The organism is Candidatus Binatia bacterium (assembly GCA_023150935.1).
GTDB lineage: Bacteria > Desulfobacterota > Binatia > HRBIN30 > HRBIN30 > JAKLJW01.
On sequence record JAKLJW010000005.1, the window covers coordinates 19,645 to 41,004 of the forward strand.

Annotated in this window: 21 protein-coding genes, 2 tRNA genes and 2 pseudogenes; 16 read left to right on the top strand and 9 right to left on the bottom strand. The window is 66.3% G+C overall.

Annotated elements, in window-relative coordinates; all coding sequences use genetic code 11:
- The first annotated feature begins 22 nt into the window (after positions 1-22).
- The 3 genes from L6Q96_05100 (at position 23) to L6Q96_05110 (ending at position 3,314) form a co-directional block, all read left to right on the top strand.
- Positions 23-160 (top strand): hypothetical protein, encoded by a 138-nt coding sequence (locus L6Q96_05100; GenBank protein ID MCK6553948.1) that lies wholly within the window; start codon positions 23-25, stop codon positions 158-160.
- Between the two features lie 5 nt (positions 161-165).
- Positions 166-1,674, top strand: coding sequence for an MFS transporter (locus tag L6Q96_05105; GenBank protein MCK6553949.1), 1,509 nt, complete (start codon positions 166-168; stop codon positions 1,672-1,674).
- A 464-nt stretch (positions 1,675-2,138) separates the two neighbouring features.
- Positions 2,139-3,314 carry an ATP-binding protein gene (locus tag L6Q96_05110; protein ID MCK6553950.1) on the top strand — a complete coding sequence of 392 codons (1,176 nt, stop codon included), beginning with the start codon at positions 2,139-2,141 and terminating at the stop codon, positions 3,312-3,314.
- Positions 3,315-3,432: 118 nt separating this feature from the next.
- On the opposite strand, the gene L6Q96_05115 is transcribed toward L6Q96_05110, so the two are convergent.
- Both L6Q96_05115 and L6Q96_05120 read right to left on the bottom strand, forming a co-directional pair.
- Positions 3,433-4,809 (bottom strand): putative Ig domain-containing protein, encoded by a 1,377-nt coding sequence (locus L6Q96_05115; protein ID MCK6553951.1) that lies wholly within the window; start codon positions 4,807-4,809, stop codon positions 3,433-3,435.
- Positions 4,810-5,011: 202 nt separating this feature from the next.
- Positions 5,012-5,272 (bottom strand): hypothetical protein, encoded by a 261-nt coding sequence (locus L6Q96_05120; GenBank protein ID MCK6553952.1) that lies wholly within the window; start codon positions 5,270-5,272, stop codon positions 5,012-5,014.
- Between the two features lie 708 nt (positions 5,273-5,980).
- On the opposite strand from L6Q96_05120, the gene L6Q96_05125 reads away from it, so the two are divergent.
- The 6 genes and pseudogenes from L6Q96_05125 (at position 5,981) to L6Q96_05150 (ending at position 10,162) form a co-directional block, all read left to right on the top strand.
- Entirely contained in the window at positions 5,981-6,355 is a 375-nt protein-coding gene (locus L6Q96_05125) for a type II toxin-antitoxin system VapC family toxin (protein ID MCK6553953.1), read from the top strand.
- Between the two features lie 686 nt (positions 6,356-7,041).
- Complete coding sequence (locus tag L6Q96_05130) at positions 7,042-7,707, top strand: hypothetical protein (protein MCK6553954.1); 666 nt, start codon at positions 7,042-7,044, stop codon at positions 7,705-7,707.
- A gap of 977 nt (positions 7,708-8,684) precedes the next feature.
- Positions 8,685-8,915, top strand: a pseudogene (locus L6Q96_05135) (hypothetical protein).
- A gap of 3 nt (positions 8,916-8,918) precedes the next feature.
- On the top strand, positions 8,919-9,275 hold the full coding sequence (locus L6Q96_05140; GenBank protein MCK6553955.1) for a DUF2513 domain-containing protein: 357 nt from the start codon (positions 8,919-8,921) through the stop codon (positions 9,273-9,275).
- Positions 9,276-9,315: 40 nt separating this feature from the next.
- Positions 9,316-9,489 (top strand): hypothetical protein, encoded by a 174-nt coding sequence (locus tag L6Q96_05145; GenBank protein ID MCK6553956.1) that lies wholly within the window; start codon positions 9,316-9,318, stop codon positions 9,487-9,489.
- Between the two features lie 193 nt (positions 9,490-9,682).
- A complete protein-coding gene (locus L6Q96_05150; protein MCK6553957.1) occupies positions 9,683-10,162 on the top strand; it encodes a hypothetical protein in 480 nt (159 codons plus the stop codon).
- Positions 10,163-10,331: 169 nt separating this feature from the next.
- Here the strand turns inward: L6Q96_05150 and L6Q96_05155 are convergent.
- Positions 10,332-10,405, bottom strand: a tRNA-Lys gene (locus L6Q96_05155).
- A 208-nt stretch (positions 10,406-10,613) separates the two neighbouring features.
- On the opposite strand from L6Q96_05155, the gene L6Q96_05160 reads away from it, so the two are divergent.
- Positions 10,614-11,177: a L,D-transpeptidase gene (locus L6Q96_05160; GenBank protein MCK6553958.1), complete on the top strand. Its 564-nt coding sequence runs from the start codon at positions 10,614-10,616 to the stop codon at positions 11,175-11,177.
- Positions 11,178-11,250: 73 nt separating this feature from the next.
- Here the strand turns inward: L6Q96_05160 and sufT are convergent, their stop codons facing one another.
- Together sufT and L6Q96_05170 are read right to left on the bottom strand one after the other, a co-directional pair.
- Positions 11,251-11,799 carry a putative Fe-S cluster assembly protein SufT gene (sufT, locus tag L6Q96_05165; GenBank protein MCK6553959.1) on the bottom strand — a complete coding sequence of 183 codons (549 nt, stop codon included), beginning with the start codon at positions 11,797-11,799 and terminating at the stop codon, positions 11,251-11,253.
- A 74-nt stretch (positions 11,800-11,873) separates the two neighbouring features.
- Entirely contained in the window at positions 11,874-12,098 is a 225-nt protein-coding gene (locus L6Q96_05170; GenBank protein MCK6553960.1) for a hypothetical protein, read from the bottom strand.
- A 206-nt stretch (positions 12,099-12,304) separates the two neighbouring features.
- Here L6Q96_05170 and L6Q96_05175 point away from each other — a divergent pair.
- A tRNA-Glu gene (locus L6Q96_05175) sits at positions 12,305-12,379 on the top strand.
- A gap of 288 nt (positions 12,380-12,667) precedes the next feature.
- Here L6Q96_05175 and L6Q96_05180 read toward each other — a convergent pair.
- Positions 12,668-13,180 carry a GNAT family N-acetyltransferase gene (locus L6Q96_05180; protein MCK6553961.1) on the bottom strand — a complete coding sequence of 171 codons (513 nt, stop codon included), beginning with the start codon at positions 13,178-13,180 and terminating at the stop codon, positions 12,668-12,670.
- On the bottom strand, positions 13,168-13,401 hold the full coding sequence (locus tag L6Q96_05185) for a DUF1778 domain-containing protein (protein ID MCK6553962.1): 234 nt from the start codon (positions 13,399-13,401) through the stop codon (positions 13,168-13,170). Before L6Q96_05185 ends, L6Q96_05180 begins: the two co-directional genes overlap by 13 nt.
- Here L6Q96_05185 and L6Q96_05190 point away from each other — a divergent pair.
- Positions 13,330-13,479: pseudogene (locus tag L6Q96_05190) on the top strand (HigA family addiction module antitoxin). The gene L6Q96_05185 and the pseudogene L6Q96_05190 overlap by 72 nt on opposite strands.
- Positions 13,480-13,564: 85 nt before the next feature.
- Positions 13,565-14,296, top strand: coding sequence for a DUF1566 domain-containing protein (locus L6Q96_05195; GenBank protein MCK6553963.1), 732 nt, complete (start codon positions 13,565-13,567; stop codon positions 14,294-14,296).
- 686 nt (positions 14,297-14,982) lie between these two features.
- On the opposite strand, the gene L6Q96_05200 is transcribed toward L6Q96_05195, so the two are convergent.
- Entirely contained in the window at positions 14,983-15,951 is a 969-nt protein-coding gene (locus L6Q96_05200; GenBank protein ID MCK6553964.1) for a D-2-hydroxyacid dehydrogenase, read from the bottom strand.
- A gap of 241 nt (positions 15,952-16,192) precedes the next feature.
- Between L6Q96_05200 and L6Q96_05205 the strand changes: the two genes are divergently transcribed.
- Positions 16,193-16,807, top strand: coding sequence for a BON domain-containing protein (locus tag L6Q96_05205; GenBank protein MCK6553965.1), 615 nt, complete (start codon positions 16,193-16,195; stop codon positions 16,805-16,807).
- Between the two features lie 62 nt (positions 16,808-16,869).
- Here the strand turns inward: L6Q96_05205 and L6Q96_05210 are convergent, their stop codons facing one another.
- Positions 16,870-19,140, bottom strand: coding sequence for a DUF3604 domain-containing protein (locus L6Q96_05210; protein ID MCK6553966.1), 2,271 nt, complete (start codon positions 19,138-19,140; stop codon positions 16,870-16,872).
- A 189-nt stretch (positions 19,141-19,329) separates the two neighbouring features.
- Between L6Q96_05210 and L6Q96_05215 the strand changes: the two genes are divergently transcribed.
- Together L6Q96_05215 and L6Q96_05220 are read left to right on the top strand one after the other, a co-directional pair.
- A complete protein-coding gene (locus tag L6Q96_05215) occupies positions 19,330-20,304 on the top strand; it encodes an NADPH:quinone oxidoreductase family protein (protein MCK6553967.1) in 975 nt (324 codons plus the stop codon).
- Entirely contained in the window at positions 20,304-21,197 is an 894-nt protein-coding gene (locus L6Q96_05220; GenBank protein MCK6553968.1) for an MBL fold metallo-hydrolase, read from the top strand. The genes L6Q96_05215 and L6Q96_05220 overlap by 1 nt, the downstream gene beginning before the upstream one ends.
- Positions 21,198-21,360: the final 163 nt, after the last annotated feature.

Consider the following 21,360-nt stretch of genomic DNA (forward strand, 5'->3'; position numbering starts at 1 on the left):
CCGGCCGCGGGACGACTGAGCCGTGAACCCGACGCGCCTCCAGCATGTCGGCCCGGTCGAAGCACGATTCGAGCGCGGTATGCCGATCTCGCGGCGGTTGCCCATGGAAGGGCAGGGTGCGTCCGAGCCGCCGGCGCTCGGCGAGCTTATCAAGGAGTGACCCAGATGGAAGCGCATGCCACGGCAGCCTCGCACAAGGCGTTGATTCTGAGCACCACGGCGTTCACCGTGTGCTTCGCGGCCTGGATGCTGAACGGTGTGTTGGTGACCTTTCTGGCCAGCAACCAGGTGTTTCCGTGGGGGCCGGTCGAAGTGGGTTGGCTCATGGGTATCCCGGTGCTCACCGGGTCGATCTTTCGGCTGCCGGCCGGACTGCTGACCGACCGCTACGGCGGCAAGCCGATCTTCAGCGGCCTGTTGGTGCTGTGTGCCGTGCCGATGTGGGCGCTGTCGTACGCCGACAGCTACTGGGCGTTCGCGCTCTGCAGTTTCGGTTTCGGGCTGGCGGGGGTCGGATTTTCGGTGGGCATTGCGTTCACGTCGGTCTGGTATCCGAAGCGTCGCCAGGGTACGGCCCTCGGTATTTTCGGGACCGGCAATGCGGGGGCGTCGCTGACGACCCTGGTCGCCCCGACTTTGCTCGATCGCTTCACCGCGCACGGCAGCAATCTGGACGGTTGGCGTGCGCTGCCCAGGGTGTACGCGGCGATGCTGCTGGTCATGGGTCTCGTGTTCTTGCTGCTGGCCACGAACAAGCGGCCCGCGAGCAGCACGCTGACCGTGCGCGAGCAACTGGTGCCGTTGAAGTCGATGCGGGTCTGGCGTTTCGGCCTGTACTACTTCCTCGTGTTCGGTTGCTTCGTTGCGTTCTCGCAGTGGTTGGTGCCCTACTACGTCAACGCGTACTACATGCCGCTGGTCACCGCCGGGGCGCTGGCGGCGGTGTTCAGCTTCCCCTCCGGAGTGATTCGCGCCATGGGCGGGTGGATGTCCGACCACTGGGGCGCACGCCGGGTCATGTTCTGGGTGTTGTTCTCGTCGTGCCTGTTCAGCTTCGCCCTGATCGTTCCCCGGATGGAGATCTTCTCGCCCGGCAAGGGCATCATGGCGACGCGGCCCGGCGTGGTGACCGACGTGGAGAGCGAACGCATCGTGGTCGGCGAGCAGGCCTACCCACTGGTGCGCAAGCCGGACGCGCTGGCGGGTGGCGACTCGGGCATCGTCGTGTTTCCGAGAAAGGACATGTGGCAGGAGCCGGCAGTGGCGGTGGGCCAGGAAGTACAGCGGCGCGAGCTGCTGGCGCGCGGTGTCACGCGCATCTATTTCCAGGCCAACGTGTGGATCTTCACCGCCATCGTGATGCTGCTCGGTGTCATCTGGGGGATCGGCAAGGCGGGCGTGTACAAGTACATTCCCGACTACTTCCCCACGCAGGTGGGGGTCGTGGGCGGAATGGTCGGCGTCATCGGCGGGTTAGGAGGTTTCGTCTGCCCGATCCTGTTCGGCTACCTGCTCGAGGCCACCGGGTTGTGGACGAGCTGCTGGATGTTGATGTTCGGACTGTCGGTCGCCTGCCTGGTATGGATGGTCCGCACCGTACGCCTGTTGGAGGCGAAAGCGGCGCCGGAGCGGTCGCGCCGGATCGAGGAACCCAGCGGCCTGGAGGCGATATGAACGCGGGGCGGAAGGATCGGCGTGTCGCCGTCCCCGAGCTGTCCTGAAGGTCTGCTATTCCTGCCACCACGGCTTGGTCCGCCCCCGGGACAAAGTGACGGTCGACGTCCGACTGCGCGCGTGTTCGTAGCAGACGAAACGCAGAGCAAGTATCGCATCGGAAGGAGAGCGGTATGCCGACCGAGACACGGGCATTCGTGTCGAACGGGCGGCCGGCTTTTTCAGCCGGCTGTTCCTCACCGCCGAGGGATGTGTCGATCCGCATGCGCCGTATCGCCAGTCGCGGCGGACGGCGCCGGTGCACCGCGCCAGGCAGGGGATGTGGCTCCACGACGACTGCTGGGCCGCGTCGCGCGTGAGGTGGTGGGTTTCAGTCCGGCGATCCGGACCCCCGCCGGCGTTGCCGATGCGAGCTAATCGGCAACGCGATTGACAATTAGCCCCGCCGTGCCGATGCTGCCCACATGATCGAGCGGACGCTTGCAGCAAAGCTCGCTGCGCTGGCCCGCACGTTTCCCCTGGTCACAGTCACCGGCCCTCGGCAGTCGGGCAAGACGACCCTTTGCCGGGCAGCTTTTCCGGACAAGGCATACGTGTCGCTCGAGGCGCCGGACGTCCGCGAGTACGCTCGGCGCGATCCACGCGGACTCATTGCCGACCATGCCCGGGGCGCGATCTTCGACGAGATCCAGCGCGCGCCGGATCTGCTCTCGTATCTGCAGGGCGAGGTCGACGAGCGCCCCGCAGCCGGACGTTTCATCCTCACCGGTTCGGCAAACTTCGCTCTGCTGCAGTCGGTGTCGCAATCGCTGGCTGGACGCACGGGCCTGCTGCAACTGCTGCCGCTGAGCCTTGCTGAAGTGCGCCGTTTTCCGAACCCGCCGGATGATCTCTTCACCCTCTTGTGGCAGGGAACCTACCCCGCGCTTTACGATCGCGGCAGCGCACCCGGCGATTGGTACGGCGCCTATGTGGGCACGTACGTCGAGCGCGATGTGCGCCAGATTCTTGATGTCGCCGACCTGGTTGTCTTCCAAACCTTCCTCCGTCTCTGTGCCGGACGGACAGGGCAACTGCTCAACGCCTCCGCCCTGGGCGCCGATGCGGGCGTGACCCACAACACCGCACGGGCATGGCTGGCCGTGCTCGAGGCCAGCTATTTGGCCCTTCGCCTCCTGCCCTTTCATACGAACCTGAACACCCGCCTGGTCAAGACGCCGAAGCTCCACTTCTACGATTCCGGGTTGGTGTGCTACCTGCTCGGGATCACGCGCCCGGAGCAGCTCCGCGACCATCCCCTCCGCGGCCCCATCTTCGAGTCGTGGGTGGTCTCGGAAATCATCAAGGCACGCCTGCACCAGGGACTGCCGCCGAATCTGTCCTTCTATCGCGACCGCAAGGGCCTCGAGATCGACGCCATCCTCGAGAGCGGGCGCGATCTCCTCGCCGTAGAGACGAAGTCGGGACAGACGGTCGCCGAGGATTTCTTCGCGGCCCTGCGGTCCTTCGCCGCCATCTTTGCGGGCAAGCCGACTCCGCGAGTGCGAAGCATGGTCGTTTATGGCGGTAGCCAGTCGCAGCGGCGGTCGGACGCAACCGTTGTGCCGTGGACAGCGCTCGATGGCGTCGACTGGACCTGAAGCGATGAGGAGCAGGGATCGAGCTTCCTGGGCATCGTCCGTCGAGCGAAGGAGCACTTGCAGGCGCAGCGTTGAACTATTCACGTTGCCGAACCGTCCCCAGCCCCGGGATCGTCGGTCACTCGCGGTAGAGCTCCGCGGTGTCCTCGGCATACGGGTTCGCTCCCCCGGCAACCAGCACCTCTCCGTTCGGCAACAGGGTGGCGGCCGGGCCGAGGCGCCTCGCCGCCATGGGGCCCGTAAACGAGAAAGTTCCGGTACTTGGATCGTAGACTTCGGCAACGTTCAGGGGGATGAAGGGGAAGAAGATCCCGCCGGTCACGAGCACCTTGCCGCTGGCAAGTCCGACCACGGTCGGGGACCTGCGATTGTCGGCGAGGCTGCCGGTGGCCACGAAGGTCAGGATGGAAGGATCGTACAGCTCAGCCGTGCCGAGTACGTTGCCGTCGACATCCTCCCCGCCTACCACGAGCACGGCGTCGCTCCCCGGGATGCGCGTCGCGGCGGCGTAACGGCGTGCCGTCGTCATGTCGCCGACGGGGGAAAAGGTACCCGTGACGGGGTCGTAAAGCTCGGCGACGGCCGTCGGGAAGTAGGTTGCGCCGAGCCCGCCCGCCACGAGCACGTGGCTCCCCGTGAGTGCTGCCATGGCGTCGAAGCGCTCGATCGTCATGTCACCGGTTGCGGAGAAGGAACCCGTTTCCGGATCGTACAGTTCCGCCGTTCGGGTGACGCCCCCCGCCATGCGGGTCGTCATCCCTCCCGCGACGAGCACCTTGCCGTTTCCGAGGAGTGCTGCCGCGCAAAGGATGCGGGGCCTGATCATGGCGCCGGTCGGGACAAAGCTTCCCGAGACCGTATCGTAGACCTCGGGGCGCTCGATCGGTTCGCCGTCTCCGTCTTGTCCACAGATCATGAGCACCTTGCCGTCAGGAAGCAGGACCGCCTGAAAACCGGACTGTTCCGCGTTCATGCTCCCGGTCGCGGTGAACTGTTGCGTCTCCGGATCGTAAATCTCCGCGCGCGGGAGTAGCTCCCCGGAGTAGCCGATCCCGCCTGCGATGAGCACCAGCCCATTCGAAAGAGGCGTTGCGGTGGGGCCGCGCATCCGTTCCGTGGTCATCTGGCCTGCCGTGGTTACGAAACCCGGTAGCACCTCGAGGGTCAACGCGACCGTAGTGCGCCCCGACCCGTTCGCGCCGGTGACCGTGTACTCGGCGCGTCCCGTCGGATAGGTCGGAGTTCCGCTGATGAGGCCCGTCCTGACGTCCAGTGTCAGGCCGGGAGGGAGGGCAGGGGAGACGGAATAGGAGGCGATCGCCCCGCCGCGGCTGGTCGGCGTGTTCTCGAGTGACAGGCCCACGGTGTAGCTCGCGGGGTTCTCGGCGTACGCGAGCTGCGCAGGCGCGGGTTCCGCGTCGCTGCCGCAGCTGGCGGTCATCCCGGCCGTTGCGATACCGACGAGTGCCATCACCGTTCCGAGGCGATCGAGCATTGCGCATTCCTCCTCGTGCCATCTGGCGCTAACTGTCCCCCTGTGCGACGGGGCCGGAAGTCGAGCCGGGGACGGAAGTATGCAAGGCGCGAGCCTCCACGGCCGCGATGGCACAGGCTGGGGAGCCGTTCCACCAACGACCGCGGCTTTCCCCATCTTCGGAACGCCCGGCTATGGAGCCGATTGGCTGCGATCGTTCCGGTTACCGCCACCCCGACGCGACGATGGCGAGCAACACGCCGACCATGCCGACGCCGGCACCGCGGAGCAGGGCGGTCGCCGCCAAGCGCGCGGCCGGTTCGTCGAGCCCGGCCCCGCGACGGGCGATTTCCACGAACCGCTCCGGTGCACCCAGTGGCCGCGGGTCCGGCACGATGCAGAGCAGAACGAACCAGACCACGAGTGCAAGACCGGCGATGCGTGGTGCCCGGGGCCGATCGGCAATCGAAACCGCTGCCGACATAGTCAGCGCGACGGCTCCTCTGGAGACGTGGCGGCCGACAATCGGCCTCCGGGAAACATCGCATCAACGTCGCTACGGCACGGAAGAGGGCATTCCGGGTCGCACCGGGTCAGGCTGTCGAAGTTCCATGCGTGGGCCGTCAGACGGCGGCCGTTTTCGCGCCTTCGCGGCTGTTTTCGCGGGACGGCAAGGCTGCCGAAGCTCGCCGGTCCAGGTTCGGACGGTGCGGTGGCGAGTCAGGCGACGCGTGAGAAGACGTCGTGGGGGTCCAACGCCAGTCAACGCGGTCGCCGTGTCCTTGTGGGTGCTCGGTGGCACCCGCCCGCGCAGCCCTCGCCTCATCAGCCGCCTTGAGCTAGTGGATGCAGCGGGAGAGATGTGGATGAAAGGCGAGCGCGCGGTTTCGGTGGCACGGGCTCGACGGCAGGGCGGTGAAAACCTCGTGGCGACTCGCTTTATGGTGCGTGTTCCGCCGAGCAGGCGGGTCACGCTCGCCGTGCCCTCAGAGAGCGAGCCCGGGGAAGCCGAGGTAATCGTGCTGCATCGGCCCGCGAGGCCCGCGCCGCGGCAAGCGCCGGGATCAAGATCGCGACGGCATCCTGCCTTCGGACTTTGGGCGTCACGACCCGAGGCCGCCGACCCCGTCGCATTCGTGGACGGGCTGCGCCGTCGGATGACGGAACGGGGCGCACCAGTGCGCAAAGCTCGGTGATCATCGAGACGACCATTCTCGATGATCTCTTGCGAGGATCGGCCCAGGCACGGGCGTTCCTCAGAGGGGTTCCGCTCGGAGACCGCCTGATATCCTCTGTCACAGTCGCAGAACTCGTCGAAGGATGTCGCAATCGTCGCGAGCTTGGGGTTCTCGACCGCGAGCTTCGCCTTTACGAGATCGTTTGGATCGACGAGGCCCAATCGCAGCTGGCCGACCGCTGGCACCGTCGCTTCCGCCTGAGTAAAGGCATCGGTTACCTGGACTGCCTCATTGGTGCGGCGGCCTTCTGTTCGTCGACTCCTCTCTCGACCCTCAACGACAAGCATTTCAGGATTCTACCGGGCGTCGTTGTCTCACGCCCCTACTGACGGACGGCATGGACTCGCCCGCTCATCGCCCGGCCCGGCCCGCCGCCCGTCGCCATGCGCAGTCCCGGTCGCTTCGCCGAGCCGTTCGAGCGAGCGTTCTAAGGTAGCCACGTGGCGCTGGAGCGTTGCGCGAGTGGGGGCGAAGAACCAGTGGCAGCGCGCGTTCCGGCGCAAGAGCAGGAAGGGCGGCTGACGAGATACCTGTACGCGCAACTACGTTCGGACGCACCCAACTGGCAACCGCAGGTGCAGGCGGCGGTCTGATCCGGCGGTTGCCCGAAATGGCTCCCCATCGCGCATAGTTCTCGACATTGACGTGTTCGACGCGAGCACAGCGCCGCGGGGTCAAGCAGTGCAGTGGCTCCCGGGCCGCCGACGGCGTCCTCGCGGCGATCACACAAACCCTAAGCCGCCCGATACCCGCGTGGGCTCGCCGGTACGGGTCGCGGCAGCGCGGTAGCGAGTCCGGCGACCCGTGACCAGGGGTGATGGGTGTCCAACAGCACCCTGTCACGTGACCCCTCGCGGCTGTCGAGTTCTTTGGTGCCGTTGAGTTTGTCCGCCTGCGCGGGAGCCTGGCACCGGCAGAAGGGCGATGGCGAGTAGCGAGTATGCCAGGTGCACCAGCGGGCTCTTGGGAAACGCCGGGAAATCGACGATACGCTCTGGCCCGGATGGGCACAGCCATGACACCGGCAACCTTCACCGCGAAATGGGGCCGGGCCGACCTGACCGAGCGGGCCAGCTACCAGCAGCATTTCCTCGACCTCTGTGACCTGGTGGGGCACCCGAAGCCGGCGGAGGTCGACCCCACCGGCGAGTCGTTCTGCTTCGAGAAGGGCGCCTCCAAGTCCACCGGCGGCGACGGGTTCGCCGACGTCTGGAAGCGCGATGCCTTCGCGTTCGAGTACAAGGGCCGCCACAAGGACCTCGACGCCGCCTATCAGCAGCTCCTGCAGTACCGGGAAGCCCTCGGCAACCCGCCGCTGCTCGTCGTCTGCGACACCGATCGTATCGTCATCCACACGAACTTCACCGCCACCGCAAAGCGGGTGCACGAGATCACCCTCGCCAACATTGGCACACCGGCGTCAATCGAACTGCTCCGGCATCTGTTCCACGACCCCGAACGGCTGCGGCCGGGACTGACCCGCCAGGCGATCACCGAGGACGCGGCAGCCCGCTTCGCCACCCTGGCGCAGCGCCTGCGCGATCGCGGCATCGAAGCCGATGCGGTGGCCCGGTTTCTCGACCGCGTCGTGTTCTGCATGTTCGCTGAGGATGTCGGCCTGCTGCCGACCGGGAGACGATTCCGCGAATCAAGGCCACGGGCGATGTGTTCTTTGCCGTGAGCGATCGCGAATGGATTCTGAACGGCGCGAACGTTCACATCTCGATGCTCGGCTTTGACGACGGCTCCGAGAAAGGCCGGACGCTGGACGGCCACACTGTGGCCAGCATCCACACGAACCTGACCGCGGCTGCGGACGTAACAGCCGCACGGCGCCTTCAGGACAACTTGAACCTGAGCTTCATGGGCGACACCAAAGGAGGCGACTTCGACATCGACGCGACGACTGCGGTACGACTGCTCCTGCAGCCGAACCCTGCCGGACGACCCACAAGCGACGTCGTTGTCCCGTGGGTGAACGGGCTCGACATCACCCGCCGCAACCGGGATTGCTGGATCGTCGACTTCGGAACGACGCTCGATCAAGGCAGTGCGTCTCGGTTCGAAGCCGCGTTCGAGTATGTGCGCGCGAAAGTCTTCCCATTTCGCCAGGCTAACAAACGACCGACGTACCGTGATCGCTGGTGGATCCATATGGAGCCCAGGCCGGCTATGCGAGCGGCGCTCGCGAAGCTGCCTCGTTTTCTCGCGACGCCAACGGTCGCCAAGCACCGGCTGTTCGTCTGGATCTCCGGCCCGACTCTTCCTGACCATCAACTGATTGTGGTGACGCGGGATGACGACTCTTCGTTCGGCGCGCTGCATTCGAGGTTCCATGAGGTGTGGGCGCTTGTTCATGGCACCCAGGTGCGAGAGAGGGAATCGGGGTTTCGCTACACGCCGACCACGTGCTTCGAGACCTTCCCTTTCCCCGAACCGACCGACCGCCAGCGGGATGCAATCGCCGCCGCGGCCGCCGAGTTGAACGCTCTGCGCGAGCGGTGGTTGAACCCGCCGGAGTGGACGCGCGAGGAGGTGCTGACGTTTCCCGGCAGCATCGACGGACCCTGGGCCAGGCATGTTCGAGAACCCGGTGCAGACGGCATCGGAACCGTCCACTACCCGCGCATCGTTCCTGCCGATGACGGGGCGGCCCGCGAGCTGAAGCGCCGGACCCTCACCGCGCTCTACAACCAGAGGCCGACCTGGCTCGTGAACGCCCATCGCGCCCTGGACGAGGCGGTGGCAGCCGCTTACGGCTGGCCGGCAGACCTGCCGGACGACGATCTTCTGGGCCGGCTGTTGGCGTTGAACCTGGAGCGGGCCAGTAGTGACGGGTCCGTCGACGCGGGCGCCGCAGAACGCACATCGACGCAAGGGGAGAGCTGAATCGTGAAGCGCGATATGGACCTGATCCGCGAGATCCTCATCGCGATGGAGGAGCGTCCAGCCGAGGCGCGGGGGGAGACGCTCCACGTTGCCGACCGATCCGATACCGAGGTGGCCTACCATCTGCGCCTGCTGGTCGATGCGGGGTTCATCACAGCGATCAAGGCGTCCAGCAATGCCGGTCCGGCGTGGTTGCCGCTGGACCTCTCCATGAAGGGGCACGACTTCCTCGACGCCGCGCGCGACAAGACCAGGTGGACCAAGGCCACGACACTCATGAAGGAGAAGGCCGGCGGGTTCGCATTGGATGTCCTGAGAGATCTGCTCGTCGGCATGGTGCGCGGAACGATCAGCCCGTAACCGCTTGCGACAGGCACGGCCCCCTGTCAGGAGTCCCCGCATGATCGCGGAACCCAATCGCGCCGACCTCCACATGCTCCTCGCCCTCATCGAGTCGCCGGGCCAGCAGGCCACCCCGGACGCACTCGTGGAGAGGGTGAAGGAACTACCGGCGTTCGACGACGATGCGTTCGAGAAGTACGGGCGGCAGGTGCACAACCGGCAGCGGAACTGACGGTCAGTCCGCCGGCCGGCCCAGCCGCCTGGTCGTGCGAGCCGGAACTCGACGATTGGAGGGGACCAGGATGGGCAAGGACTCCAGCTTCAGCAGCCGCCGAGAGGGGCACACTTTCGTCGATCTGTCTCACGGCGCAGACGTGCTCATCGCGAAGTCGGAGTGGGGTTAGGACGACAACTACTACACGACCATGGGGGCCTTGCTCCTGACGGCGTTCACGTTCGAGGCGTACCTGAATCACCTCGGTGAGCATCTGCTGAGCTTGTGGTCGTACCCTGAACGGCGCGGGGTCGAGAAAAAATACGATGTGCTCTGCGACGCCCTGGGTATCGCTCCGGATTTCTCGCGGCGACCGTACCAGACGTTGGGCCAGCTCCTGCGGTTTCGGGACGCTCTGGCGCACGGCCGGTCCGAGATCCTCGAAGAGACCAAGATGATCAGCGTCCGCGATGATCCCGAGCGGCACTCACCCAGGACGCGGTGCGAGGAGTGTTGCACGCTGCAGAACGCCAGGCTCGCAAAGATAGGCGTCGAGGCGCTCATCACAGGAATGCACGAGCGCGCCGGCCTCGGGGACCACCCCTTCAAGAGCGGCATGACCGAATCGCACATCTCCGTGTCTGAGCAGGGAGTCCGCAGCCACAAGGCCAGGAAACCCGACAGGCGCTGAGGCTGCCGGCCGCCCGTCGCCGCGGAGAAATCGCCGGCCTCGCACTTGCCGCTGTCGACCCTGTTTCTCCTCCGCTGTGCCTGCAGGGTGCCTCCAGGCCCCCGAATGGCCGGCGGCGACGCCGGCGCCAGAAACGCAGAAAGCCCCGATTTCTCGGGGCTTTCTCGAATGGGCCGCGTAGGAGTCGAACCTACGACCCGCTGATTAAGAGTCAGCTGCTCTAGCCAACTGAGCTAGCGGCCCGTTTGTGGTGCGGCATCGCGCTACGACCGCACCCGCGTGGCGAAGTCGATCTTTTAGCGATGCACAGTCGCCGGCGTCAAGCCGCGCAGCTCCCGATCGGCCGTCCCCGCGTTCCGCGCTTGACCGCCGCGCGCGCCGATGGTTTCCTGCCGGCAGACGGGCCGGGTCCGTCGCATCCAATATGACGAACAGGCACGGGAGGATTGCTATGCGGTGGGGTTGGCGGCTGGGGTGGGGAGCGCTTGTGGTCGCCCTGAACGTACTCGGGGGCGCGGGACGGGCCGCGGCGGCCAGCGACGATACCGGCATGTCCCTGCGGATCTTCAAGCGGCGCCACGAGATGGTGCTCGTCGACAACAAACAACTCGTGCGGAAGTTCACCGTCGCCCTCGGGCGTGCCCCGGTCGGTGCCAAGCTCGTACGCGGCGATAATCGCACCCCGGAAGGCCGCTATTACGTGTGCGAGAAGAACGCCAACAGCCGCTTTCACCGCTTCCTCGGGCTCAGCTATCCGAACCGCGAAGACGCCGACCGCGGCTTCGCTCGCCGCCTGATCAGCGCTGACCAGTGGGGCGACATCTTCTTCGCCAACCTGCAACGCACCGTCCCGCCATGGAGCACCCCCCTCGGCGGTCGCGTCGGCATCCACGGCCAGAGCGGCCGCGATATGAGCCTCGACTGGACCGAAGGCTGCATCGCGGTGAGCGACGCCGATATCGATTACCTCTACGCCACCGTGCCCGTCGGTACGCCGGTGATCATCTCGGACTGACGCTCCGGCAAGACTGTTCGACTCCGGGCCCGTCGCCTGAGCGTTCGCCGCCCGACAGCCTCCGACCCGACCGTCAGTCCATCCCCAGTGACTGCCGGCCCTCCGGCGAAATCATCTGCGGGCTCCACGGCGGTTCCCAGACGACTTCGACGTCGGCCTCGCCGATCCCCGGCACCTGCAGGAGTTTGTAGCGCGCATCCTGGGCGATGTGCCCGCCCATGCCGCATCCCGGGGCGGTCAGGGTCATCTTCACATCTACCCGGTGCTTGCCCTCCGGCAGGTCGCTGATCTGCATGTCGTAGACGAGGCCGAGATCGACGATGTTGACGGGAATCTCGGGGTCGTAGCAGGTCTTCAGTTGCGTCCAGACCTGGGATTCGAGATCGCCCTGTGTTGCTGCCGCTGCCCCCGGCGCCGCTTGCTCGTCCGCCTTGCCGATGGCGTCGCCATTGGCGCTGGAGATGCGGAACAGCCCCCCGAGGCTGGGCACCTGCAAGGTGTAAGTGCCGCCCAGCGACTGCGTGATGATGCCGACCGTACCCCTCGGTAACGTAACCGTGTAGCCGGCGGGAATCTGCACGGCTTCGCAGTCCCGGCGCAGCTCAACCTGCTCGGTGCTCATAGCTCACCCTCCCGACTCTGAACCGATGTGACGCGAGTGTAAGCTCCTGCGCCGGCCCCGGCAAGCGGGGCGCGTCACCTCGGCAAGGGGAGGGGAATCTTCTTCCACCACGGGGCGCCCGCCTGATCGTACTTTGCGGGTGTCGACGGGCTGGCGGCACGCGGGGCCGCGGCCTTCCGCGCGGCGGTCTTCTTCGACGGGGCTTTCCGGGCTACCGCCTTGCTGGCCGTCGCCGGCTTCTTCACGGCCGGACCCTTGCGGGCTCCGGCGGTCTTCTTCCTGGGGGTCTTCGTTGCCATGCCTTTCCTCCACCTCCTGCACGCGGCCCATCGGTCTGACCGCGCCCGACTACATGGCAACGATCCCCGGCCACGTCAATGAAGCCCCCGGCACTGCGCGTAAGACTTCGAGTAAAGCGGACTCTTGATCGTCCGAGGGCATATCGGTACACAGGAGGGGCTGTTCGTCGCCGGGTGTCTGCGCCGGCGGTCGCTGCCCAACATACGTCCCCGTCGTCTAGCCCGGCCCAGGACACCGGCCTTTCACGTCGGCAACACGGGTTCAAATCCCGTCGGGGACGCTTTCTTTCCGCAAGGGCTTCTCGCCATCGTGCGGGGCGATTCCGCGCTCCGTATCGCGGTGACAAACGCAAGCCGATCGTCGATTCTTGCGCGCTGTGGATGGCGCCGAGGAAACAGCCGTTAGTTCCGGTCGATCACTGCCAGCGGAGTGCCGCAATATTCCGCGCTAAACCCCGTTCCTGCGTCTACATTTCGTAAGCGGAAGAAAGCCGCTTATATGCGCAGGAATCAGGATGCGGGCAACGATATTCTGGCCCACACGGTCGCCAGAAGCGGCCGCCCCAGGGCTACGTGCCGGAAATGGCAGCGCGGATGTCGGACAGGGTCACCATCAAGGTCATCGGTTCGCAAGGGCTCTCCTCGAAGCCCAAAGCGAGGTAGAACTTCTTCGCCCGGTCCGAAAGCGCGTGAACGATGATGCCGCGGATGCCGATGGCGTCCGCCGCCTGCGTCACGCGGAGCGCCGCCTCGCGGAACATGGCCCGCCCAATGCCCTGTCCCTGCCATTCGCGATCCACGGCCAGGCGCGCCAGCACCGCCACCGGAACAGGGCTCGGCATATTCCGCCGCAGGCGCCCGGTTGCACTGTCCGCCGCAACTACACCAGCGGCCAGGGCGTAATATGCGACGGCGCGCCGCCCTCGGCAGACGACGTACGTACGCGTCGCGCCGCTCGCCTGATTCCCCCGGGCAGGGCGCTGCAGCCAATCGTCCAGGCTCGGCTCGCCCGAATTGAAGCCGCCGATCTCGTCCTGCTCCGTCAGCGGCGCGGGCGGCAGCAGCGGACCTACTTCTCCCATGGCGCGGGCGCCTGCAAGCTGCGCCGCAGGCGGGAATTGGGCCGTGGCGGCGCATCCAGCCGCGCGACGAAGTCGGCGTAGGCTTTTGGGCTGATGGCGAACACCGTCCGATCCAGCAGGGCATTCTCGGCGGCGTGACGGGCAGCGTCCTGTCGGTAACCGACGCCGCCAAGGCCCTCGGCGTCACCCGTCCTGCGCTCTCGGCCTTGCTCAACGGCCACGCGGCGCGGTCGCCCGAGATGGCCATCCGCGTCGAGAAGGCGTTCGGTCCGAAGATAGATACCCTTCTGCGAATGCAGCCTTTTTGTTTGACAAGAGACCGGATCCGGAGCAAGGTCGCAAAAACGGGAACCAGACACGGCCATGGGGCCACGGGGGAGAGCCATGTTGGCAAGACTTATAGTTCTGGGGATCGCCGGGGGTGTCGTTGCCGGTTGCATGCCCAGTGCCGTCTACGGCGCCGAAACGCCGGAGCAACACTGCCATCGGGAGCGTTATCGAGCGGCAGCGAAGTATGCCGCCTGCCATCAGAAGGCCATGGGGAGGCACCACGGCTCGGGCGGGGTGGGAGACCCCTCCGTTGCGGCCAGTTGGAAGTGTACCGTCAAGTACGCCGCGAACTGGTCGAGGCTGCGGGCGATCGGGGCGGGACCGTGTGACGGAAATCGGTTCGAGACCGACGTCGACGGAAAGACGGTTACGGACAAGCTCACCGGGCTCGTATGGGAGCGCAAGACGGGCGACGGGACCGTGCACGACGTGAACAATTCCTACACCTGGAGCGCCGGTTCCGCGGACGCCGACGGGACCGTTTTCTCGGGGTTGCTGCAGAGCCTGAACGGCGGCGCCTGCTTCACCGGCCAGTGCGACTGGCGTCTCCCTACCATCGCGGAGCTGGCAACGATTCGGCTTCTGTCCACTTCCCCCGTTACATGCAGCGGATTGCCGTGCATCGATCCGATCTTCGGAACGACAATGGCGGCGATATACTGGTCGTCGACGACCGATGCGGTTACCCCGAGCGATGCCTGGGTGGTGTTCTTCGATAGCGGTCACGTGTCGAGGGCGGGCAAGGCATATGCGAACTACGCCCGCGCCGTGCGTGGCGGATTGTAATGCGGTAAAGGGGGCGATTCCGTTCCCACCTTCGCGTCTGTTCCCCTGGCCGCTTCCCGCCGCAAGGCGAAGCCAGGGAGTGGATCGAAAATGAATACCTGCGGTCCCCGCGGAGCGGCGGGCGGGTTTCTTCGTTAACCCTGATGTGAGAACAAATCTGCCGTCCGCAGATGGCGCAGATGAACGCAGATGCCGGCAAACAGCCGCCGGCAGTGACGGGGCCCTCGAAGCTCAGGAGCCGATCCGAAGCTCATTGGCCATGGGTTCGAAGACGAGTTCCGCGGGCGGCGATTCCGGCGCCTGATCTGTTTTACGATTTCCGAGTGTGCGCGCACGGCGCGAAGAAATCTTCAGGCCATGGAGCGGCAGTGCCTTCCCGTTCGTCCCGAGTAGCGCCTTCTTCTGGCGCGTATCGAGGGACAGGCTCGGCAGGGGCGCGCCCCTCGATACGGAGCCCGGGGGAAGGGCTCCTACTCGGGGCGAACGGGGTCGGTGCCACCATTGGGTTGCGGGTGTCAGCCCGCGCTAGGTTACTAGTTCGCGAGTTCGTCGCATGGTGCGAAAACTTTCGGAATGCGGATTTCGGATTGCGGACGAGGGATTCATGAGTTCCGCAATCCGCATTCCGCAATCCGCAATGGGTTGCGGGCGAAGCCCGCGCTGAGAACTCTGCGTCATCTGCGGATTTATTCTGTCGTATCGAGGTTAACCACGTTGATCGGCGACCCGGCGAGGAACGCCTCGACGTTGCGGACGGTTGTCGCCATCAGCCGGCGGCGCGCCGCCAGGCTGGCCCAGGCGACATGCGGCGTGATTAGACAATTGCGGGCGCCGAGCAGCGGATTGTCCGCCCGGATCGGCTCCGTCGACGTGACGTCCACCGCCGCGCCCGCGAGCCGGCCGGCGTCGAGCGCCGCCGCAAGCGCGGCTTCGTCGATGAGCCCCCCGCGCGCCGTGTTGATCAGGTACGCCGTCGGCTTCATGCGCGCGAGCAGGGTACCGTTCACGAAGCCCGCCGTCGCCGGCGTCAACGGACAGTGCAGGCTGACCACATCGGCCGCCGAGAAAAGCTCCGGCACATCGAGCCACGTCAGCGGGTACGGAGCGGCGTCCATGCCCCGCGGACGGGTGGCCAGCAACTGCATGTCGAAAGCCCGCGCGATCGTTCCCACCCGCCGGCCGATCCGACCGAATCCGACGATCCCGAATTTCAGCCCGGTCAGCTCGACGATCGGTTGCCGCCAGAAACAGAAATCCGCCGCGCGACTCCATTCGCCCTCGTGAACGGCAGCGTCGTGCAGGGCGACGTGGGCGCATAGCTCCAACAGCAGGGCAAAGACGTGCTGCGCGACGGAGTCCGTCCCGTACTCGGGGACGTTCGACACCGCAACGCCGCGCGCCCGCGCCGCTGCCACATCGACGACGTCGTAGCCGGTGGCCAGCACCGCCACGAAGCGCAAACGCGGGAGCCGCTCCAATACGTCGGCCGCGAGACGCGTCTTGTTGGTCAGTACGATACTTGCGTCGCAGGCCCGCTCGACAACCAGTTCCGGAGGCGTACGATCGTAGACGGTCAGGGACCCGAGTTGCGCGAGCGCGTCCCACGGATTGTCACCCGGGTTCAACGTCTGGCCGTCGAGAACGACGATCTCCATGCCCGCAGAGTCGACGGAGTGCGCCGCGGAGTCAACCTTGGACTTTAGACTCGCGATGTGGTTCGGAAGACGCCGATGATCCCAGCACGTGCCGTTCTCTTCGACCTCGGCGGAACGCTCTACGACTACGGCGCCCTGGCGGGCGCCGAACGCGAGAGCCTGGTCGAACCGGCGAGATGGGCAGGCGTCGACGCCGGGCACTCGCGTGCGGTGGCCTTGCGTGCAAGGAGGAACGATCGCGATGCGGAATCGGGTTTGGATGGGGGCCGCCTCGTTGGCCGTGGCGATGGCGTTCGTTGGCGGTGTGGCGGCGTGCGGTGGCTTTGTGCCGTACCGTAAGATGGCACAGGCTGCCGGCAGCCTGTTGAGTGCGCGGGCTCAGGCAGAGGACCAGATCATGCAACTCGATCTGCGCCGCGCGATCATGACGGACGACGCTCTGGCCGCCCTGGGGATCAGCCCCCACGTGTACATGGCGCGGGGATTTATTGTCGGGCGGGTGGACAACCGGGCGCAGGCGGATGCACTGGTGGCCGCGGCGCAGGGCGTTACCGGTCTGCGCTCCGTGAACTACTACCTGCCCGTTGCGCCAGGGGGCGCTACGGTTCTGGCCGAGGACGTCGAAAAGGCGGCCGAAATCAAGGCTGCGATTGCCGGCGCCGGCGACCTCGTCGTGACGCGGTACGACGTCAGCGTCGTCGACGGGCACGCCGTGCTGCTTGGAGTGGTGGGGTCCGCGGAGGAGAGCGCCGGCGTCGAAACGGCGGCGCTCTCGGTCGACGGGATCGGCGGAGTAACCAACTTCCTGTTGCCGGTGGAAGGCCCTTACGCGGCCCTGCGACCGCGACTGCGCTGAGTGAATCGTCAATTCCCGCCTGCCGTCGACGATCGGAAGCGGGGAGCCCAGCCGGCGTCCCCTCAAGGGCGCGGGCTGCTCGTAGGATCGACGTAGATCGGCGACGACCAGGCGCGCTCTTCGATGGTCGCCAGGCAATCGTCGTCTTTCGGAGTGCGGTAGTCGCCCCAGCACGGATTGACCTGAATGCAGCGTCCGTTCTCGTCGAACTTGCAGCGCAGGTTGGCGCCGTTCACCGCCGGGCTCGGCTCCTCGATGGCCCGGGCGTAGTAGACCGCCGGGCGTGCGCCAGCGACGAAGTCGGGGTCCTCGAACTGAACGACGCAACCAGCCTCGCTCGGTTCGCAGGCGAAGGTGCGCCACGGGTCCTCGATCAGTCCGGCAATCGCCTCGTTCGGTGCGACCTGCGGGCGAACCCGGACCACCTCGATACGCGTGATCCGCTTACGTTGGTCGGACGGGTTGTAGCACTCGCCCTTGCAGAGGCTGGCAAGGCGCTCCGGCGTCAGCGCCTGAGCGGCGTAGTCCGGGCAGCCGGCGTTCTGTCTCAACGCTCCGACGGCACGAACCTCGAAGCGCGGCGTGCGGCCGAGCCGCACCTGACTGCCCATCGGGACGTTGGCGATGCCCCCGCCGGGGCTGTCGGCGTTCAAGAGATCGAACCAGAGCAGAATCCGATCGCCGCTGGTTCCGTAAACTTCCTTGCGCTTGACGGCGTTCCAGACCTCGTCGCGACTGCGCCCGCTGGCGTGGACGGCGACGAGGCCACCGGTCATGAAAAACGACGCCTGTCGTTCCGCTTCGAGCGCCGCGAAGCCGCGCCGGCCGACTTCCTGTATGTCGACGACGACGGCCCTGGGCTCGGGTGCCGGACGTTCTCCCAGGAGACGCCGGCGCCACTCCGCGCTGACCGCACCGCCGTTCTCGGTGTTACCGAGGCGGCCGTACTCTTTGTAGCCCGTGCCGGGGCGGGCCTGATGGTTGTCGCTGGAGGCGATAAAGCCGAAACGGAACCGCCGCGGGTTGCCGGGGTCGTCGAAGTTGGAAATGGCGAGTGCGTACTGGACCGACCCTCCGGGTCGATAATTGAACGACGGGATGAAGCAGTCCTTACACTGACCCGAGTCCAGCCACTCCTCGGCGGTGTTGCCGGGGACGGCCCAGGGGCCGAGGATGCCCGCTTCCGCGTATCGTTGTCGGGCCTCGGCGGCGCGCCGCTCGCATTCGTCCTTGCCGAGACCGGCGGCGGCGCAGCGCGCGGCAACGATTTCGCCGGCGCGCCAGCAGCTCGGCAGGTAGTCTTCCGTCGGCGCGGCGCAACGTGGTGTACCGTTGACGTCGAACTCGACTTCCTTCCAACTGCGGTATTCTTCGGAGTTGCCGTGGCCCGACATGACCTCGACAATGAACTGCCGGGCGGGGTCCTGCATCTTCCCGGCCAGTTGCTTGTCCCAGGTCGTGCCCGGCGGGGAGTAGAAACCCCACGTGTTGCCGTGCGGGATAACGACGCTATCGAAACCCCACTGGTCGAGCTTTTCGAACAGATCGGCCGGCGTCGCCGCGGAGTCGTAGCAGTCGGGCGGCAGGTCGCGGCTGGCGACGCCTCTGGGGCAGTCGGGCACGCTCCGAACCTCGTTCATGAACTCGATGAAGTTGTAGTACCGCTGCCGGTTGGGGAAATCGAGCAACGGCAGCAGGAGCGGCACGCGGCCTACCGATCCGCGCAGTCCGTCGCTGGCAATCCCGGCGGCGGCAATCGGCCGCGTGGGCACCTCGTCGTCGGCGAGTCCTTTGAAGATGACGTTCTTGTGCCCGTAGTGGTCCTGCGGCGTGGCGCCCACCTGACTCCACTCCCAGCCGAGAAAGACGGCGACGTCCGGGTTACTGGGATCGCCGGAAACGGCTTCGCACTGGCGGATCGCCTCCTTGGTTTCCGCCCAGCGCCGCGGCGTACTGGCCTCGGCGTGGTCGTTGATCGACCAGAAGTCGAGGGCAGCGCAGAAGCGCGCGAAGTCGCAGGCGTCGGACACGGGGTGAGCGCCTTCGCCCTGCAGCATGGGCAGGCTCCAGAGAAATGCATCGGTCGAGTAGGTGCTATGGACGTGGAAATCACCGAAGAGGATCTGCTTCGGTTGCGAGGTGGTGACGGCGCGGGCGGCCACGGCGTCGGTCCTGGCGCGCGCCTGCACCAGCGCCGCGGGGATGCGGCTGTCGGTGGGTGTTCCCGCGCCTTCGTGTTCGCCGTAAAGCTGGAAGTATGCGCCGAGGACATAGCCCCCGACTGCAAGCGCGATCGCGAGAACAACAGCGGCGCCGGCCTTGAGCATTCGCATCCGTTCACCCCCGGGGATTGACGACGGGTCCAAGGCCATAGCACGGTGTGGGTCGGAGGCCAACGACGACAGGATGGGCGGCGGCTCGTTGCCCTCGGTCGTCGTCGCCGCTCGGTGCTCACCCGGGAGCGCTCGTTCCGAGTGTCCCTCGGGCACTGCCGACCACACAGGATGGATTAGGGAGGCCGCATGCGTGCCATTGTCGTGAATGAATGGACCGACCCTGCCGACTTGCGGGTTACGGAGGTGGCCCCACCGGAGGTACCGGCGGGTTCGCTCGGGGTGGAGGTGCGGGCCGCGGGCTGCAACTTCTTCGACATACTTCTGGTCAAGGGGCAGTATCAGCTCAAGCCGCCGTTCCCGTTCGTTCCCGGCGGCGAACTGGCGGGGGTAGTGACGGAGGTTGGCGAGGGGGTCAAGGGCTTCGCGGTGGGGGATCGCGTGTTGGCCGCCGTGCCGTTCGGCGCTTACGCGGAACGGGCCGCGGTGTCGGCGCGGGCCGCGTTCGTCATACCTGCATGCATGTCGTTCGAAGAGGCTGCCGCCTTTCCGGTGGTATACCCGACGTCTTACGCGGCCCTCGTCTACCGGGCGCAGCTACGTCCGGGCGAATGGCTGCTCGTGCACGCGGCGGCTGGCGGCGTGGGATTGGCGGCGGTGCAGATCGGCAAGGCACTGGGTGCGCGCGTGATCGCCACGGCCGGCGGTCCGGACAAACTCGAGGTGGCGCGCCGGGCCGGCGCCGACGCGCTGATCGACTATCGCGGCGAGGACTGGGTAGCGCGAGTTAAGGAGATAACCGGCGGGCATGGAGCCGATGTGGTCTACGACTCGGTCGGCGGCGACACCTTCGACCTGTCGCTCAAGTGCATTGCCTGGAGCGGACGCCTGCTGGTCATTGGTTTTGCGGGCGGGCGCATACCGGAGGTGAAAGCGAATCGCATCCTGCTCAAGAACATTGCCGTTATCGGTCTGCACTGGGGTGCCTATGCGATCCATGAGCCGCAGCGAATTCCGGAGACGTTCGCGGCGTTGTTCCGCCTGTACGACGAGGGCAAGCTGACGCCAGTCATATACAAGGTGTTCCCGCTGCAGGATTTGCCGGCGGCGCTGGCCGCGCTGGGCGGCCGACAAACGCACGGAAAAGTGGTGATACACCCGTGATGGACCTGGGCCATACAACCGTCATCATCGGCGAGCGCGGCGGGCGCTACCCGTTCGGCAACTCCGTGCTGGTGAGCGGCACCGAGCGGCGGGTGCTCATCGATCCGTCGCTATCGATCGTCGCGCGGCGCGGCGAGCTGCCGCCGATCGATTTTGTCCTGAACAGCCACTGCCACGAAGATCATCTTGCCGGGAACCATCTATTCCCGGAGGTGCCCTGGTACGTACACGAGCGCGATCGCCCCGGATTCGTATCCATCGAGGGCATGATGGAGATCTACGGGTTCGAGGACGCCATGCGTGCGGCGTTCGAGCACACCGTCGTGCAGGAATTCCACTACGTGGCCCGGCCGGACGCCTCGGGCTTCGATCGCGATGCGGTCTTCGATCTGGGTGGCGGGGTGCGAGTCCGGGCTCTGCACACGCCAGGGCATACGCGCGGCCACTGCTGCTTCTTCGTCGAACCCGACGAGGTGCTCTATCTCGGAGACATCGACCTTTCGAGTTTCGGCCCGTACTACGGCGATGCCTGGTCGTCGCTGGAGGACTTCGAGCGGAGTATTGCGTTGATCCGGGACGTGGATGCGCGGTGGTATGCGACCTTTCATCACGTGGGTGTGGTGGATGGCCGGGCTGCCTTCCTGACACGGCTGGACAAGTTTGCCGCCGTGATTCGTTCACGGGAGGAGAGGCTACTCGCCTTCCTGAGGGTGCCGAGATCGCTGGAGGACATTGTGGCGCACCGTTTCGTATACCGGCCACAAGACGCCGTTCCATGGGCGGACGCCTGCGAGCGGCGCAGCATGGGACAGCATCTCGAGCGACTGGTACGCGAGGGGCGGGTTCGCGAGATCGAAGCCGGCCGTTTCTTGGCGGCGGTCGGGTGCGAGTAACGAGCTGGAGCCACGCGTGAGGAGATGGCACGGCGCCGAGTGTGCCGCGACAGAGGTGGGTCGGTACCGAAGGCAATAGCGATACGGACCCCGGCGCGTTCGGCCGCTTAGGGCGCCGAAGGCCCCCGGGGACGGGCGAACGGCGACGTGGTGACCTTCTGTG

Coding starts and splice junctions, on each gene's coding strand:
- L6Q96_05150 (MCK6553957.1), top strand. CDS start 9,683: ATGGGGGCCTTGCTCCTGACGGCGTTCACGTTCGAGGCGTACCTGAAT.
- L6Q96_05120 (MCK6553952.1), bottom strand. CDS start 5,272: ATGTCGGCAGCGGTTTCGATTGCCGATCGGCCCCGGGCACCACGCATC.
- L6Q96_05170 (MCK6553960.1), bottom strand. CDS start 12,098: ATGGCAACGAAGACCCCCAGGAAGAAGACCGCCGGAGCCCGCAAGGGT.
- L6Q96_05160 (MCK6553958.1), top strand. CDS start 10,614: ATGCGGTGGGGTTGGCGGCTGGGGTGGGGAGCGCTTGTGGTCGCCCTG.
- L6Q96_05195 (MCK6553963.1), top strand. CDS start 13,565: ATGTTGGCAAGACTTATAGTTCTGGGGATCGCCGGGGGTGTCGTTGCC.
- L6Q96_05220 (MCK6553968.1), top strand. CDS start 20,304: ATGGACCTGGGCCATACAACCGTCATCATCGGCGAGCGCGGCGGGCGC.
- L6Q96_05145 (MCK6553956.1), top strand. CDS start 9,316: ATGATCGCGGAACCCAATCGCGCCGACCTCCACATGCTCCTCGCCCTC.
- L6Q96_05130 (MCK6553954.1), top strand. CDS start 7,042: ATGACACCGGCAACCTTCACCGCGAAATGGGGCCGGGCCGACCTGACC.
- L6Q96_05200 (MCK6553964.1), bottom strand. CDS start 15,951: ATGGAGATCGTCGTTCTCGACGGCCAGACGTTGAACCCGGGTGACAAT.
- L6Q96_05110 (MCK6553950.1), top strand. CDS start 2,139: ATGATCGAGCGGACGCTTGCAGCAAAGCTCGCTGCGCTGGCCCGCACG.
- sufT (MCK6553959.1), bottom strand. CDS start 11,799: ATGAGCACCGAGCAGGTTGAGCTGCGCCGGGACTGCGAAGCCGTGCAG.
- L6Q96_05180 (MCK6553961.1), bottom strand. CDS start 13,180: ATGGGAGAAGTAGGTCCGCTGCTGCCGCCCGCGCCGCTGACGGAGCAG.
- L6Q96_05105 (MCK6553949.1), top strand. CDS start 166: ATGGAAGCGCATGCCACGGCAGCCTCGCACAAGGCGTTGATTCTGAGC.
- L6Q96_05205 (MCK6553965.1), top strand. CDS start 16,193: ATGCGGAATCGGGTTTGGATGGGGGCCGCCTCGTTGGCCGTGGCGATG.
- L6Q96_05115 (MCK6553951.1), bottom strand. CDS start 4,809: ATGCTCGATCGCCTCGGAACGGTGATGGCACTCGTCGGTATCGCAACG.
- L6Q96_05210 (MCK6553966.1), bottom strand. CDS start 19,140: ATGCGAATGCTCAAGGCCGGCGCCGCTGTTGTTCTCGCGATCGCGCTT.
- L6Q96_05215 (MCK6553967.1), top strand. CDS start 19,330: ATGCGTGCCATTGTCGTGAATGAATGGACCGACCCTGCCGACTTGCGG.